This is a genomic window from Filibacter tadaridae, from assembly GCF_900609045.1.
Taxonomy (GTDB): domain Bacteria; phylum Bacillota; class Bacilli; order Bacillales_A; family Planococcaceae; genus Sporosarcina; species Sporosarcina tadaridae.
This window is the reverse complement of the sequence record NZ_UXAV01000037.1, coordinates 23,343-39,538: the sequence shown is the minus strand read 5'-3', so window position 1 is coordinate 39,538 and position 16,196 is coordinate 23,343. Positions and strand designations below refer to the sequence as shown.

Below are 16,196 nucleotides of genomic sequence, written 5' to 3'. Positions count from 1 at the left end.
GATGAACGATTTGGAAACCAAAAAGATATTAATTGTAGATGATGAAGAATCTATTCGCACATTGCTTGAGTATAATCTGGAACAAGCCGGGTTTGATACAGTGGCCGCCGTGGATGGGGAAGATGCAGTTAGTAAGGTTGAGACCGAAAATCCAGACCTTATTCTACTGGATCTCATGCTTCCGAAGATGGATGGCATTGATGTTTGTAAAACGATAAGGAAAAAAGGACTGGCTATTCCAATCATCATGTTGACAGCGAAAGGAGATGAATTTGACAAAGTTCTAGGGCTTGAAATCGGTGCCGACGATTATATGACAAAACCATTCAGCCCACGCGAAGTGGTAGCGCGTGTTAAAGCCGTATTGAGAAGAAGTGTGGATTGGTCGAATCGGAATGATACAAGTGGAATTCTACGTTCACGTTCTCTGACTATTCATCCTGAACAATATGAAGCCTTTCTAGATACAACAGAATTGGAATTCACTCCGAAAGAGTTTGAATTACTTGTCTACTTTATGCAAAATAAAAATCGTGTTTTGTCACGTGATCAACTGATGGCGGCAGTGTGGAAATACGATTTTGTGGGAGACACACGTATTGTGGATGTTCACGTCAGTCATTTACGTGAAAAAATAGAAGAGAATACGAAGAAACCGCTTTTCATTAAAACAATCAGAGGAATTGGCTATAAGTTTGAGGAGCAAAAAGGGTGAAGAGTGGTCTTTACGCTCGTCTAGTGCTTGCCTGTGCTATTCTACTTTCTGTTCTATTGACTGGTCTAGGAATTGTATTGGGACAGTTTTTCCCATTATTCGCGGGAAATACCGATCTTACGATTCAGCATCATTACTGGTTATATCTTATAACCGTACTAGTTGTCGCGTTCCTAATCTCTTTATTTGTTGCTGCCCGAATGATGTTACAATATGCAAAGCCTATTGATGAAATCACGAGAATAGCTGTTCGAATTGCAGAAGGGGACTATCTTGCTAGGACCCGGATGAATGGGCCTGAATATGATAATGAACTTTCGATTGCCATTAACAAGATTGCGAGCAATTTACAGGAAATGTCGTTACTTCGCACGATGGAAAACGAGCGGTTAAAGACGCTTGTTGAAAGTATGGGAAGTGGGCTGCTTATGTTTGGACGCGGTGGAACAGTCAATCTAGTAAATGGTGTACTTGAAAAAACATTTGGATTATCGAAAAAAAGTATAATGGGAATGACATACAAGGAAATCGGTTTGCCACCTGTTGTTGAAACGCTAATAGATGATGTCTTCATGACTGAGCAAGTGCATGAAAGTCAAGTTCAGTTGGATGGCGAAAATTCTACGGCTTACGTAAGTGTTTATGGTGCACCTGTCATTGGTAGGCATGGGAATTGGCTCGGCATTGTCGTAGTCATGCATGATATAACGAAGCTGATAAGGTTAGAAAAAGTAAGGAAAGACTTTGTTGCAAATGTATCACACGAACTTCGCACGCCCGTTACATCCATTAAAGGATTTACTGAAACACTGTTGGAAGGTGCGATGGATGACCCCGCTGTTATGAAGATGTTTCTTGGGATTATCCAAAAAGAAAGTGACCGTTTACATTTATTAATCGATGATTTACTAGCCTTGTCGGGAATGGAAAGTGAAGGATTTACACTTCAATATGCTACAGTCGATATGAAGGATGTAATTGATGATGCATTAAGCGCAGTTTCAAGAAATCTGGAACAAAAAAAGATGAAAACAATCACGAATATACCTGGGCATATCACTATTGAAGGGGATATTGTCCGTTTGGTTCAAGTAATGGTAAATCTTTTAACGAACGCCATTAATTACTCTTCGGAGAATAAGACGATTACGATATCAGTTACGGATGCTAATGAACGCATACGAATCGAAATCAGCGATGAGGGTATTGGAATTGAACACTTGGAATTACCAAGATTATTCGAACGTTTCTATCGTGTAGACCGTGCAAGAAGCCGTGATTCAGGCGGAACAGGACTCGGTCTTGCCATCGTGAAACATCTTATCGAATCTCATAATGGCACTGTTGATGTGGAAAGTGAAATTGGAGTCGGGACAACCTTCCAAATCCATTTACCAAAAAAGCAGGACTATTGAACAATCCATCTTAATTGGGTTGTTTTTTTGCGGATTTAAGTTGGAATAAAAAATTCCGTTGAACACGCTTCGGCGCTTCGTGGATTCAATGAAACTTTCTAGTAGTCCATACCGTATAAGAGATTAATACATAAAAGAAAGGGGCTTATCTATCTATGAGTACACGCCGAATTTTAATAACTATTGGCATGGCGATTGCGGGTTTATTGCTTATTCTTGTCGCGTTCACGACATGGTACACAGTTGACGAGTCTGAACAGGCAGTTGTCATCACTTTTGGTAAAGCGGACACGACGGTTACAGACTCTGGATTACATTTCAAATTACCTTGGCCTATCCAACAGACGGAAATACTTTCGAAGGAAACATTCAGTCTACAATTTGGCTATAAGCAAGACAAAAGCGGAGAACTTGTATCATACGACAAGGAAACGAAAATGATTACAGGGGATGAATACATTGTTTTGACTGACTTAATCGTCCAATGGAAAATCGCCGAGCCGCAAAAGTATTTATTTAACTCACAAAATCCAAAAGAAATCTTGGCTGATGCAACATCCGCATCCATCCGTTCTGTCATTGGCAGTTCAACGATAGATGCCGCCCTAACGGATGGTAAAGCGGAGATTGAGGCGCAGACGCGGGAACTCCTTGCGTCACTGATTGGAAAGTATGATATCGGTATTGCAATTCAAGGCGTGAAGTTGCAAGATGTAGAATTGCCGAATGCAGAAGTCCGTGCAGCATTTACAGCAGTGACGGACGCCCGCGAAACGAAAGCCACGAAAATAAACGAAGCGAAGAAGTACGTGAATAAGAAGAAAAACGAGGCAATTGGTGAACGTGATGCCATCAAATCACGGGCGCTTGGTCAAAAAACCGCACGAATTGAACAGGCACGCGGGGACGTGGCGCTTTTCACCAATTTACATGCCGAGTATGCGAAAAACAAAGCAATCACACGCCAAAGACTTATCATTGAGACGCTTGAGCAAGTATTGCCGAAAGCTAAGATTTATATTATGAATGATAACGGTGAAACGGTGAAATATTTACCGTTGCAGCAATTGGAAAACCAAACACCGCCACCAGAATCATCTACTACTGAAGGGGGCGATAACTAATGGCGAATGATAATAATCCATTCAAAAGTATTGAGGAAAAGTTCGCTGAACGGCAACAAGCAAAGCAAGGGCAGAAAAAAACACCGAAATCAACTGACGCACATAAGACGCCTAAAGCCCCTTTTGGATTTAAAAAATATGCAAAGCTGACAGTTATACTAACAGCCATTTTTGCGGTTTTAATCATTTTACTAGCGAATGTTTACATCGTGAAAGAAGACGAATACCGAGTCGTACGGCAGTTCGGGGAAATTAAACGCATTGTCAAAGAACCGGGCATCAATATGAAAATACCGTTTGTTCAAACTGTAATCACATTACCAAAGAGTCATATGACGCATAACGTATCGGAAGAGGAAATCAATACAAAGGATAAGAAGCGAATTATTATCGATAATTATGCTGTTTGGAGAATCACAAATCCCGAAAAAATGATAACGAATGCAAGAAACATTGTGAATGCTGAGGCTCGGATGGAAGAATTCATCTACTCCGTCGTTCGTACGGAACTCGGTCAGCTTAATTACGTTGATGTAGTTAATGATGAGAACTCTTCCCGCGGTAGTTTGAATGACCGTGTGACAGATCGTGTAAATAGTTTTCTGAACGAAGGGAACTTTGGAATTGAAGTCGTCGATGTACGTATGAAACGCATCGACCTACCTGAAGAAAACGAGCAGTCCATCTATACAAGAATGATTTCAGAACGTGAATCAACTGCACAAACGTATCTTTCCGAAGGGGACGCTGATAAGCGACGGATTGAAGCGGAAACAGATCGAGAAGTGCAGGAAATGCTTGCAAAAGCGAAAAGAGAAGCAGCTATCATCCATGCTGAAGGTGAATCTGAAGCAGCAAAAATATACAACAACGCATTTTCGAAGGATCCTGAGTTTTATAATTTGTATCGCACACTCCAGTCATATACGAAGACGATTGGTGAAGACACAATGATTATTATCCCAGCTGATTCGCCATACGCGAAGACACTAACAGGCTACTTGGAGTAAAGGACATAATATAGGCATATGAACAAGGGACGTCATTTTCATTTAAACTTGCCAACGTGGTAAGATAAATGTAAATGACGTTTTTTTGATGGGAGTGGAATTTACATGACGAAAAAGAAGATTGTATTACTTGATGGGAATAGTCTTGCGTACCGGGCATTTTTCGCATTGCCTTTATTGACAAATGACAGTGGGATCCATACAAATGCAGTGTATGGCTTTACAATGATGCTACAAAATATTCTAGCAGATGAGAAACCGACACATATCCTGGTTGCTTGGGATGCTGGGAAAACTACATTTAGACATAAGACATTCGGAGAGTATAAAGGGGGTCGCCAGAAAACGCCGCCGGAACTATCCGAACAATTTCCTTACCTGCGTAAACTATTGACTGCCTATAATATTCCTCAATACGAATTGGATAATTATGAAGCGGACGACATTATCGGAACGCTTAGTCAACTGAGCGAAGTAGATAAATCAGAAGTGGTGGTCATTTCAGGAGATAAAGACTTGACGCAACTTGCAAGTGAGCATACAACGGTATTCATCACCCGCAAAGGGATGACGGATATCGAAAAGTATACGCCTCTTCATGTCATGGAGAAGTATGGTATCGAACCGCCCCAAATCATCGATATGAAAGGCCTTATGGGTGATGCGTCCGATAATATTCCAGGCGTTCCGGGCGTTGGCGAAAAAACGGCACTGAAATTGCTAAAAGAATATGGCTCTGTCGAAAATGTCTACAAAGCCATTGATAAAATTACAGCCAAAAAGTTAAAAGAAAACTTAGTTGAAAATGAACAACAAGCGTACATGAGCAAGGAGCTTGCGACAATCGAAGTAAATGCACCTATTACGATTTCAGTAGAAAACCTATCGTATGATGGGCCGGATATGGAGCAAGTGGCGGATATTTACCAAGAGCTTAAATTTAAAACGCTCCTTGAAAAAATTGCACCACAGAAAGCAATCGAACCACAACAAGCCATCGATGTGGGCGTCTTGACTAACCCGACCGATGAAGACTTTACCGATGAAATGGCCATTCATATTGAAATGATGGATGAAAACTACTTAACCGCTGACATTATCGGAATCGGCCTTGCCGACGACAATCAGGTTCTTTATATGTCGTTTGCAGTTGCAAAAGAATCGGATGCTTTTAAAAAATGGTTGCAAAATCCGGACAACAAGAAGTACACATCCGATTCGAAATCGGCACTTGCTTCCCTTGCAAACCAAGGAATGGCTATTGAAGGTATTGAATTTGATCTTCTGCTTGCGACTTATATTGTAAACCCGTCAACTTCCTATACAGACGTCGCGTCTGTTGCACGCGAATTTGAATATACTGATGTTCAGCAAGATGAATTTGTTTACGGAAAAGGCGCTAAGAAGTCAATCCCGGCGCAAGAAGCGGTGGCGGAACATGCAGGAAGAAAAGTACAAGCAATCTGGAAACTGCGTCCAATCATCGAAGAGAAATTGAAGGCGAATGATCAATTTGAACTATACGAGGAGCTTGAATTGCCACTTGCAAAAATCCTTGGAAAAATGGAATCGACAGGTGTCAAAGTGGACAGAGATACACTTCGTGCGATTGGTGAAGAACTTTCAGTGAAATTGGCCAAATTAGAAGCTGATATCTATGACATCGCTGGTGAGAAATTCAATATTAATTCACCGAAACAACTGGGTGTCATACTATTTGACAAGATAGGTCTTACACCGATCAAAAAGACAAAAACCGGTTATTCAACTGCAGCTGATGTCCTGGAAAAACTTGAAAGCCAGCATGAAATCATCGGTCATATATTAAATTACCGCCAACTTGGCAAACTGAATTCGACTTATATCGAGGGGCTTTTGAAAGAAATCCATGAAGATGGCAAGATTCATACACGCTTCCAACAGGCGCTTACGCAAACAGGGCGGCTCAGTTCTATTAATCCGAACTTGCAAAACATCCCTGTGCGACTTGAAGAAGGCCGTAAAATTCGTGCAGCATTCGTTCCGTCTGAACCGGGGTGGTATTTATTTGCAGCGGACTACTCACAAATCGAACTACGTGTGTTAGCACATATGTCGCAAGATGAAAAGCTGATTGAAGCGTTCCGTGCCGATGCTGATATCCATACACAAACGGCAATGGATGTATTCGGCGTGTCAACTGAAGAAGTGACATCCGATATGCGAAGGGCTGCAAAAGCGGTTAACTTCGGAATTGTCTACGGGATTAGCGATTACGGACTTTCACAAAGTCTTGACATTACTCGAAAAGATGCAGCCAAGTTCATCGATACGTATCTTGCCAGCTTCCCGGGCGTGAAACAGTATATGGATGATATTGTCGTAGATGCGAAAATGAAAGGCTATGTGACGACACTTATGAATCGTAGACGTTACTTGCCGGAAATCACAAGCTCGAATTTTAACTTGAGAAGTTTTGCAGAACGGACAGCGATGAATACGCCAATCCAGGGAAGTGCTGCAGACATCATAAAAAAAGCAATGATTGATATGGCGGCAAGAATTGAAGCAGAGGGTTTACAAACACGTATGCTTCTGCAAGTACATGATGAATTGATCTTCGAAGCGCCTGAAGATGAAATCGAGAAACTTAAATTAATCGTACCTGAAGTGATGGAATCGGCACTAGCGCTTGATGTGCCGCTAAAAGTCGATTGGGCCTTCGGATTATCTTGGTACGACACGAAGTGAGGGATGGACATGCCTGAACTACCGGAAGTGGAAGGGGTCGTTCGTGCACTTGCACCTGTGGCGGTTGGACGGACGATCCAGGAAGTGAATGTGTCCGAAATAGTGATGAAGTCAAAAGAACTTGGTAAAGAAGCCATTGTAAAAGGTATGACCACTGCAAATTTCACAAATGACTTGATTGGAATGACGATTAAAGCGATTACGAGACGAAGTAAATACATTTACTTCAACTTAATAAAAGACGGTAACAGCTGTCTTCTCGTTAGTCATTTAGGGATGTCGGGGGCTTGGTTCAACGTTAACTCGATTGAAGACGTGACAGAAACGAAATTCCGTAATCATATTCATGTACTATTCACGATGGAAGATGGCGGACTCCTTGTCTATTCGGATATCCGCAGGTTCGGGGAGCTCCGGCTGATTGGGTGCGAAGCCGAATATCCACCTTTATTGAAAATGGCTCCTGAACCGTTCGATGAAGAAGCCGTTGGTCATTTCCTTGAGTTGGCAGCTACACCGAAGTACGCGCGAAAACCAATTAAAGAAGTGATTATGGATGGTCAAGTCTTGTCTGGATGCGGGAATATCTATGCAACCGAAGCACTTTTTAAGATGAAAATCCATCCAGCAAGAACGACTGAGCGGATTAGTCTGAAACGAAAAATTGAATTGTTTCAAGTCATAGTAGCCATCTTGCAAGAAAGTATCGATGCAGGTGGAAGTACCATTTCAGACTACCGGAATATAAACGGTGAAGCAGGAACGATGCAAGATCGGCTTAAAATGTATGGAAGAAAAGTCTGCTATAACTGCGGGATGCCGACTAAAAGTGTGAAAATTGCAGGGAGGACATCTGTCTATTGTCCGAAATGCCAAAAGTGACTGACAGTAACAAGGGGGGCTTCTAGATGATAATCGGATTGACGGGAAGTATCGCGAGCGGTAAGAGTACAGTCTCCACCATGTTGAAAAAAAGAGGCTTTCCTATCGTCGATGCAGATGAAATAGCGCGGTTGGTTGTGGGACCAGGCAGTGCTGTCCTACTGGAAATAGAGAAGCAGTTCGGAGCCGCAGTCATCAATGAGGATGGATCGCTTAATCGCGCGAGGCTAGGTGAACGTATTTTCGGAAATGAAGCGGATCGAAACAAATTAAATAGCATCATTCACCCAGCCATACGTAAAGAGATGCTTAGGCAAAAGGAATCGTGGCTTTCAAATGGCGCACAAACAGTCATTATGGATATCCCGCTTCTATTCGAAAGTAAATTGCAATCGTTTGTCGATAAAATAATTGTCGTATCCGTAACGCCGGAAATACAAAGAGAACGGCTTATGACTAGAAATAATCTAACGGAAGACGAAGCAAATATGCGGATACAATCTCAACTTTCAATAGTAGTAAAAGAAGAGGGTGCAGATGCTGTTCTTGCCAATAATGGATCAATTGAAGAAACAGAGTTGCAACTCGAACGAATCCTCACCAATTGGGAAGCGCGACCATAGACTAAGTCTGAAAAGTGGAACATTCATATTCTCATTATGAAAGCTACACTAAGTATTAAAATGTGTTATACTAATCAGCGGATAAACGATATAAAGTATAACATACATGCAGGAGGATCAACCCATGTCAACTTCAATTGCAATAAACGGATTTGGAAGAATCGGTCGGATGGTTTTTCGCCAGATGATCATGGAGAAAGACGTAACAATCGTCGCAATAAATGCGTCGTATCCAGCCGAAACACTGGCCCATCTTATAAAGTACGATACGAATCACGGTCTATTCGATGGTGAAGTACTTGTAGAAGAAAATGCAATCATTGTTAACGGAAAACGTGTACAGATTGTAGCTGATAGAGACCCATCAAAACTTCCTTGGAAAGAGCTTGGCATCGATATTGTTATCGAAGCAACAGGGAAATTCAACGCACGTGACAAGGCTGCACTTCATCTTGATGCGGGAGCAAAAAAGGTCATTCTATCTGCGCCAGGTAAAAATGAAGATATCACAATTGTAATGGGCGTAAACGAAGACAAGCTGGACATCGAAAAACATGATGTCATTTCAAACGCTAGTTGCACGACAAATTGTCTGGCACCAGTAGTGAAAGTACTTAATGATAAATTCGGGATTGTAAATGGTCTTATGACGACAGTACATGCCTACACGAATGATCAGAAGAACTTGGATAATCCCCATAAGGATCTTCGCCGTGCACGTGCATGTGCACAATCAATCATTCCGACTTCTACAGGAGCCGCGAAAGCATTATCGCTTGTTCTTCCTGAACTTGAAGGTAAGATTCACGGTATGGCATTACGTGTGCCGACACCGAATGTATCGTTAGTGGACCTAGTTGTCGACCTAAAGCAGGATGTTACGGTTGAAACAATCAATGATGCATTTAAAGAAGTGGCTGAAGGGTCGATGGCGGGTATTATTCGCTTCACTATGGAGCCGCTAGTATCGATTGATTTCAATACAACGACTGAATCTGCGACGATTGACGGCCTTTCGACAATTGTCATGGGTGACCGTAAAGTAAAAGTACTCGCATGGTATGATAATGAATGGGGCTACTCTGCACGTGTTGTAGATTTAACGAAAAAGGTAGCAAAAGCGCTAAAAACAAAAGTGAACGCGTGATACCGTTTTAAGCTGCTGCGCAGGTCGAGTCATATGACCTACGTGGCAGCTTTTTGCCGTCCGAAAAGGGAACGCATCCCCGACTTTCGATTTCAGATACGATTTCTGTTACAATCAAGTTACTATAAATGAAAAGCGGAGGATCCTCATATGATATGTCCAGCTTGCCAGTATAATGGTACCCGGGTCGTCGATTCCAGGTCAGCCGAAGAGAATAAATCCATCCGTCGCCGGCGGGAGTGCGAACGATGTGCATTCCGCTTCACGACATTTGAAAAGGTGGAGGAAATGCCCTTAACGATTGTGAAGAAAGACGGTTCACGTGAAGAGTTTAGCGGGGAGAAAGTACTGAGAGGACTTATTCGGGCGTGTGAAAAACGTTCCGTTCCCTTGGAAGACCTTAAAAACATCGTCTTTTCAATTGAGAAAGAATTGCGTAGCGCTGGTATAGTGGATGTCAATTCGGATGATGTAGGCGAAATGGTTATGAAGCGATTAGCGGATGTAGATGAAGTTGCCTATGTCAGATTCGCCTCAGTTTATCGCCAATATAAAGATGTATCTGTTTTTATCGAAGAGTTAAAGAATCTACAAAAGCGCACTGAAAATGAGTGAAAATCTAGAATGAATAAGGAGAAGGTGAGTAGTAGTGGCGGCCCTCTATAAAGAATTACAACCTGTTGATGCATACAACATACGATTGCCGCAAACATTCTCGGACTATGACCGGCAGCTTCTTACATTGTTCTACCAACCGCTCATCGGACCTGACGCCATGGGTTTATTCATGACGTTTTGGGCAGATGCAGAGCGTGAAAATGGACAGACTTATAATCATTATCACCTGATGAATATATTAACGATGCCTCTCGGCAGAGTTTTTGAAGCGCGCATATCGCTCGAAGCAATCGGGTTATTGCGTACATATAGAAAAAAAGACGGGGATATCCGGACGTTCATCTATGAATTACTTCCACCCTTAGATGCGAAAGCATTTTTTACAGACCCGCTACTATCGACGTTTCTATTCAGTAAGATCGGGGAACAATCCTATCGGAATTTACGTGCCAGATTTACATTGGAATCGTTGGATATTAAAGGCCATGAAGAGGTTTCACGATCTTTTCTTGATGTTTACACGCCATTTCAAATGGGGCATAACGGAGATCTTGATGATGCATGGAAACTTGAAGGAAGAGTTGAACATGAAGGGATTCCGTTCGTGAACAGGGATTTTGACTTTGACCTTCTACGTTCAGGACTAACGGAACAAATGATTCCCCTATCTGCTTTAAATGCAGTATCTAGAGAAATTATTGAAAAGCTGGCTTTTCTTTATTCACTTACACCACTTGATATGCAGAAAGTGGTCATGATGGCGCTTGATGAAGATCTTGGATTACCTGTGGATCGTTTAAGGAAATCCGCTGCGGAATTTTACAAGATGAACGTCTCAAAAGAAGCGCCTGTATTGAACAAAGTATATGTCCAAGAACCACCCAAACAAACTGGAAAACAGTTGACGCGGGACGAGGAATTGGTTTACTATCTTGAAAATACAACGCCCATTGAGATGCTACGGGACATCACCGGAAAAGAGCCACTACCGGTCGATACTCAACTTGCGGAACGACTGATTCATACACATGGATTACCAGCAGGAGTCGTCAACGTCCTTTTGCAATATGTGTTACTGCGTAATGATATGAAAATCGTTAACAAGTTTGTTGAACGAATCGCTTCTCACTGGATGGCCAAAGAAATTGAGACGGCAAAGGCTGCATTGGACATTTCACGGAAAGAGCATGACCAATATATGAAATGGCTTAAAGAAGGCCAGAAACAACCAGCGAGAAGGAAGCCTGTACGTGAAGAGAAAGTGCCTGAATGGTTTTATAAAAAAGAAGACAAGAAAAAGAAAGTGTCTTCAAAAGAGGCGGCGGATATTGCGGAAGAACGTCGTAAACTTTTAGAAGAACTTGGCGTTACAGGAAATGGGGTGGATTGAGTTGGAACCGATAAAGGAAACATTAAAACGCGTTGTTAAAGCTCCGGCTTTTGCAGCACGTTATGAAGCGTTGCGAAAAGAAGTGATGGAAAGTCCAGGAGTCCAACAATTCCTAGAAGAGCATGCAGATGGAATCGATAAAGAGATGGTCGACCGGGGCCTCGGCAAATTGTACGAATACGCGACGGCTTCGCACGCGTGCGGAAAATGTACTAATCTTTCCAGCTGCATAAATGTCTTAAAGGGATCAGAACCGAAACTGGTATTTTCCGGCGGGCTTATAGATCTACAATACACGAAATGTCCAACCAAACTGTTAGATGAAGATAGTCGCGCGGTTTCAAGGATGGTTGATAGCATGTACATGCAAAAAGACGTTATGGAAGCAAAACTACAAAATATAGATATGTTTTATGATGACAGCAGAGTTGCGGCTGTCCGTGCTGCAAAGAACTTCTTGAATGTTTTTGATGAAACTGGAAAACTACCAGAGCGTGGTTTATACATTTATGGTAAATTCGGAATCGGGAAATCCTTCATCCTTGGGGCATTGGCAAATGAACTAGCCAACAGGCGGATTCGCACGGTTGCCGTGTACGTTCCGGAGTTTTTGCGGGATATGAAGCAGTCCATTCAAGATCAAACATTGAATGAAAAAATTGAATTTGTTAAAAATGCAAAAGTTCTCATGCTCGATGATATCGGGGCGGAATCTATGTCAGCCTGGACTCGTGACGAAGTGCTCGGAACGATATTGCAATACAGGATGGCCGAAAAGTTACCGACGTTTTTTACATCAAATAAAAATTATAGCGAATTGGAAGATCATTTAACGTATACGCAAAAAGGGGAGAAGGAAGTACTAAAAGCTGCACGTATCATGGAAAGAATCCGCACGGTCAGCAGCCCTGTTCAACTTGAAGGGGAAAATCGCCGGAATCCGGATGACTAATATCTTGTCCATTCAAGCCTTGCATTTCCTATCTAACTTCAGTACAATTGTTTCAATAAGAAAATGTTAAATGCGTAGAAGAGGACAATATTCGATTTGTCGACCTAAAGAGAACGGGGCCATTGGCTGGAAGCCCTGCAGGATAAAGACGACCGATTTACCACCTCGAAGCAGCGACTGTGAAAAATAGAAGTAACTGTCGACGGTTCCGGCCCGTTAGCCGATGCAAAGCTTCATCATTCCAATGACTTTCGTCCAGATCTAGCAGTCGGACGCTTGTTAACGATTGGTTTGAAGAAACAAGGGTGGAACCGCGAGCGAAAGCTTCGTCCCTTTCCAGGGATGGGGCTTTTTTGTTGTCCAAAAAAGAAAAAAGAGGAGTGTATAAAAATGTCAGACATGATCAAATTAAAATTTCCAGACGGTGCAGTAAAGGAATTCCCACAAGGCACATCGACTGAAGATGTAGCAGCTTCCATCAGCCCGGGACTACGCAAAAGTGCAGTTGCAGGTAAATTGGGGGACAAACTAATCGATTTGAAGACACCCATTACAGAAGACGGTGACATTGCAATCATTACACCGCAATCTCCGGAGGCACTTGAAATTCTACGCCATAGTACTGCCCATCTTCTTGCACAAGCAGTAAAACGTAAATTTCCTAATGCGAAACTAGGTATCGGTCCTGCGATTGATAACGGATTTTATTACGATATCGATTCTCCGGAACCAATCACTGCAGAAGACTTGCCTGAACTTGAAAAAGAAATGAAAAAAATTATCAATGAAAATATTCCAGTCGTTCGTTATGAAGTTTCCCGTGAAGAAGCAGAAAAGCGCTTCAAAGAAATCGATGATGAATACAAAATTGAACTTCTAGAAGTAATACCTGAAGGCGAGCAAGTGACAATCTACGAACAAGGTGATTTCTTCGATCTTTGCCGCGGCGTTCACGTTCCATCAACAGGTAAATTAAAAGAGTTTAAATTGCTAAGTATTGCTGGAGCATACTGGCGTGGGAATTCAGATAACAAAATGCTTCAACGCATTTATGGAACTGCATTTTTCAAAAAAGAAGATTTGAAAGAACATCTACGCCTTCTTGAAGAAGCGAAAGAGCGTGATCACCGTAAAATAGGTAAAGAACTTGATTTGTTCATGAACTCACAAAAAGTAGGTCAGGGCCTACCGCTATGGTTACCAAAAGGTGCGACAATCCGACGCATTATCGAACGGTATATTGTAGATAAAGAACAAAGGCTTGGCTATGACCACGTCTATACACCGATACTTGGTAGCAAAGCCTTGTATGAAACGTCGGGACACTGGGGCCATTATCAAGATGGTATGTTCCCAGTTATGAGCATGGACAATGAAGATTTAGTATTGCGCCCGATGAACTGCCCGCACCATATGATGATTTACAAAAATGGTATTCATTCATACCGGAACTTGCCTGTTCGGATTGCTGAACTTGGAATGATGCACCGCTATGAAATGTCGGGTGCATTATCAGGGTTGCAACGTGTTCGTGGTATGACATTGAATGATGCGCATATTTTTGTGCGGCCAGACCAAATTAAAGATGAATTTCGTCGCGTAGTTGAGCTGATTATTGATGTTTATAGAGATTTTAATATTACCGATTACTCATTCCGTTTGTCTTACCGCGACCCAGCGGATACGGAGAAGTATTTTGATGACGATAAAATGTGGGAACATGCACAGCGCTTATTAAAAGAAACGATGGATGAAATGGGCATAGATTATGTCGAGGCGATTGGAGAAGCAGCATTTTATGGACCGAAGTTGGACGTTCAGGTGAAAACGGCTATTGGTATGGAAGAAACACTTTCTACTGCACAACTTGACTTTTTACAGCCGGAACGTTTTGACTTAACGTATGTTGGCGAAGACGGAAAACAACACCGTCCAGTCGTTATTCACCGTGGTGTTGTTTCGACAATGGAACGTTTCGTCGCATTCCTTATCGAGGAATACAAAGGCGCATTCCCGACATGGCTTGCTCCGGTCCAAGTAGAAGTGATTCCAGTTTCCCCAGATGCCCATTTTGACTACGCAAGCGGCGTACGCGAGAAATTAATCGCAAATGGCTTCCGCGTGGATCTGGATGAACGGGACGAGAAAATTGGTTACAAAATCCGAGAAGCACAAATGCAAAAAGTACCGTACATGCTCGTTCTAGGCGATAAAGAAATGGAATCAGGCGAAGTAAATGTACGCAAATACGGCGAACAGAACTCGCAAAGCATGCCATTTGACGAATTCCTTGCTATACTGAAAGAAGAAGTAACTTTCTAAAATGATTTTAATCCGATGCTAGCTTCTGCCGCAATTTGAAGTGCGCAAATGGTGTCAGAAACCGGCACCGAGTATGTGATGCAAACCAGCGAAGGCGCCTTAAAGGGGTAGCCGAAGCAATAAGACTGACAGTGAACTTCTGTCCGGCTTATTGCGGGAGGCATCCCCAAGCGTCGAAGCGTGTTCAATGGACATCTTCATTTACTTTCTAAATTCAAAGGTTGACAAAAACTATGCCCCATGATAAAGTAAATAAGGTTAGTAATGACTGAATACAGTTTGTGGTATAAGAAGAGGCTACCCGCTTCTCACCTGATTGACGCATAACGTTGTTAACAGGTCAGCACATAAGTGAACGTGCCGTGCATTTCAAATGCACGTACACATACGCGGGTAGACAATCTAATTTGTCTACCTTTTTTTAATGGATGGACCTACGGGAGCCCGCCCAATCGGACGGTATACCCAAACCATGTATTCGCGAGACAATATTCGGAGGTGGATTACTATTAGCAAAGACATGTACGTAAATGAGGGCATCCGTGCCCGCGAGCTGCGCATTATCGACCATAACGGCGAACAGCTCGGAATCAAATCCCGCAACGAGGCACTTGAAATTGCTACTCGTGTGAATTTGGATCTCGTCCTTGTCGCTCCGCAAGCGAAACCCCCAGTAGCTCGTATCATGGACTATGGGAAGTTCAAATTTGAGCAACAGAAAAAGGACCGTGAAGTACGTAAGAATCAGAAAATTATCCTACTCAAAGAAGTTCGGTTAAGCCCGACTATCGATGATCACGATTTTCAGACGAAATTACGGAACGCCATCAAGTTCCTTGAAAAAGGCGATAAAGTAAAATGCTCAATCCGTTTCCGCGGGCGTGCAATTACGCACAAAGAAATCGGACAGCGTGTTCTTGATCGTTTCGCAGAAGCGTGCAAAGACGTATCGACGGTTGAACAACGGCCGAAGATGGAAGGTCGCAGCATGTTCCTAGTGCTTGCTCCGACTGCAGAGAAACAGTAACAACGAAAGATTTAGGAGGAACAGATCATGCCAAAAATGAAAACTCACCGCGGCTCCGCGAAGCGTTTCAAAAAAACCGGTAGCGGTAAACTGAAACGTGGACGTGCTTACACAAGTCACCTTTTTGCAAACAAATCGACAAAAGCAAAACGCCACCTGCGTAAAGCTTCACTCGTTTCGTCAGGCGATTTCAAACGCATTCGCCAAATGATCACGTACATGAAATAAGTAAACAACTAAT

14 protein-coding genes are annotated in these 16,196 nt (G+C 42.5%); all 14 read left to right on the top strand.

The annotated features are described in order from the left end of the window. The first annotated feature begins 1 nt into the window (after position 1). The 14 genes from FILTAD_RS07490 (at position 2) to rpmI (ending at position 16,183) form a co-directional block, all read left to right on the top strand. On the top strand, positions 2-715 hold the full coding sequence (locus FILTAD_RS07490) for a response regulator transcription factor (RefSeq protein WP_124069860.1): 714 nt from the start codon (positions 2-4) through the stop codon (positions 713-715). Beyond that, positions 712-2,130, top strand: a complete 1,419-nt coding sequence (gene pnpS, locus FILTAD_RS07485; protein WP_124069859.1) for a two-component system histidine kinase PnpS — start codon at positions 712-714, stop codon at positions 2,128-2,130. Before FILTAD_RS07490 ends, pnpS begins: the two co-directional genes overlap by 4 nt. A gap of 155 nt (positions 2,131-2,285) precedes the next feature. Then, positions 2,286-3,254, top strand: a complete 969-nt coding sequence (hflK, locus tag FILTAD_RS07480) for an FtsH protease activity modulator HflK (protein ID WP_124069858.1) — start codon at positions 2,286-2,288, stop codon at positions 3,252-3,254. Further along, positions 3,254-4,264 carry a protease modulator HflC gene (gene hflC, locus FILTAD_RS07475; RefSeq protein ID WP_124069857.1) on the top strand — a complete coding sequence of 337 codons (1,011 nt, stop codon included), beginning with the start codon at positions 3,254-3,256 and terminating at the stop codon, positions 4,262-4,264. Before hflK ends, hflC begins: the two co-directional genes overlap by 1 nt. A 105-nt stretch (positions 4,265-4,369) precedes the next feature. Further along, complete coding sequence (polA, locus tag FILTAD_RS07470; protein WP_124069856.1) at positions 4,370-6,994, top strand: DNA polymerase I; 2,625 nt, start codon at positions 4,370-4,372, stop codon at positions 6,992-6,994. A gap of 9 nt (positions 6,995-7,003) precedes the next feature. Then, entirely contained in the window at positions 7,004-7,876 is an 873-nt protein-coding gene (mutM, locus tag FILTAD_RS07465; protein ID WP_124069855.1) for a bifunctional DNA-formamidopyrimidine glycosylase/DNA-(apurinic or apyrimidinic site) lyase, read from the top strand. A gap of 26 nt (positions 7,877-7,902) precedes the next feature. Beyond that, complete coding sequence (coaE, locus tag FILTAD_RS07460; protein ID WP_124069854.1) at positions 7,903-8,499, top strand: dephospho-CoA kinase; 597 nt, start codon at positions 7,903-7,905, stop codon at positions 8,497-8,499. Between the two features lie 124 nt (positions 8,500-8,623). Beyond that, positions 8,624-9,646: a glyceraldehyde-3-phosphate dehydrogenase gene (locus tag FILTAD_RS07455; RefSeq protein ID WP_124069853.1), complete on the top strand. Its 1,023-nt coding sequence runs from the start codon at positions 8,624-8,626 to the stop codon at positions 9,644-9,646. A 150-nt stretch (positions 9,647-9,796) separates the two neighbouring features. Further along, on the top strand, positions 9,797-10,261 hold the full coding sequence (nrdR, locus tag FILTAD_RS07450; protein ID WP_124069852.1) for a transcriptional regulator NrdR: 465 nt from the start codon (positions 9,797-9,799) through the stop codon (positions 10,259-10,261). A gap of 34 nt (positions 10,262-10,295) precedes the next feature. Next, the gene (locus tag FILTAD_RS07445) at positions 10,296-11,654 is read left to right on the top strand and encodes a replication initiation and membrane attachment family protein (protein WP_124069851.1); all 1,359 of its coding nucleotides are present in this window, start codon (positions 10,296-10,298) and stop codon (positions 11,652-11,654) included. 1 nt (position 11,655) lies between these two features. Continuing rightward, complete coding sequence (gene dnaI / locus FILTAD_RS07440; RefSeq protein ID WP_124069938.1) at positions 11,656-12,606, top strand: primosomal protein DnaI; 951 nt, start codon at positions 11,656-11,658, stop codon at positions 12,604-12,606. A 390-nt stretch (positions 12,607-12,996) separates the two neighbouring features. Then, complete coding sequence (gene thrS, locus FILTAD_RS07435; protein ID WP_124069850.1) at positions 12,997-14,928, top strand: threonine--tRNA ligase; 1,932 nt, start codon at positions 12,997-12,999, stop codon at positions 14,926-14,928. Positions 14,929-15,436: 508 nt separating this feature from the next. Continuing rightward, a complete protein-coding gene (gene infC / locus FILTAD_RS07430; protein WP_238988184.1) occupies positions 15,437-15,955 on the top strand; it encodes a translation initiation factor IF-3 in 519 nt (172 codons plus the stop codon). A gap of 27 nt (positions 15,956-15,982) precedes the next feature. Further along, positions 15,983-16,183, top strand: a complete 201-nt coding sequence (rpmI, locus tag FILTAD_RS07425) for a 50S ribosomal protein L35 (protein WP_124069848.1) — start codon at positions 15,983-15,985, stop codon at positions 16,181-16,183. Positions 16,184-16,196 lie beyond the last annotated feature (13 nt).

What these genes read in the sequence shown, in the direction of transcription:
- FILTAD_RS07490 (WP_124069860.1), top strand. Translation starts at nt 2, where the DNA reads ATGAACGATTTGGAAACCAAAAAGATATTAATTGTAGATGATGAAGAA.
- hflK (WP_124069858.1), top strand. Translation starts at nt 2,286, where the DNA reads ATGAGTACACGCCGAATTTTAATAACTATTGGCATGGCGATTGCGGGT.
- hflC (WP_124069857.1), top strand. Translation starts at nt 3,254, where the DNA reads ATGGCGAATGATAATAATCCATTCAAAAGTATTGAGGAAAAGTTCGCT.
- polA (WP_124069856.1), top strand. Translation starts at nt 4,370, where the DNA reads ATGACGAAAAAGAAGATTGTATTACTTGATGGGAATAGTCTTGCGTAC.
- mutM (WP_124069855.1), top strand. Translation starts at nt 7,004, where the DNA reads ATGCCTGAACTACCGGAAGTGGAAGGGGTCGTTCGTGCACTTGCACCT.
- coaE (WP_124069854.1), top strand. Translation starts at nt 7,903, where the DNA reads ATGATAATCGGATTGACGGGAAGTATCGCGAGCGGTAAGAGTACAGTC.
- FILTAD_RS07455 (WP_124069853.1), top strand. Translation starts at nt 8,624, where the DNA reads ATGTCAACTTCAATTGCAATAAACGGATTTGGAAGAATCGGTCGGATG.
- nrdR (WP_124069852.1), top strand. Translation starts at nt 9,797, where the DNA reads ATGATATGTCCAGCTTGCCAGTATAATGGTACCCGGGTCGTCGATTCC.
- thrS (WP_124069850.1), top strand. Translation starts at nt 12,997, where the DNA reads ATGTCAGACATGATCAAATTAAAATTTCCAGACGGTGCAGTAAAGGAA.
- rpmI (WP_124069848.1), top strand. Translation starts at nt 15,983, where the DNA reads ATGCCAAAAATGAAAACTCACCGCGGCTCCGCGAAGCGTTTCAAAAAA.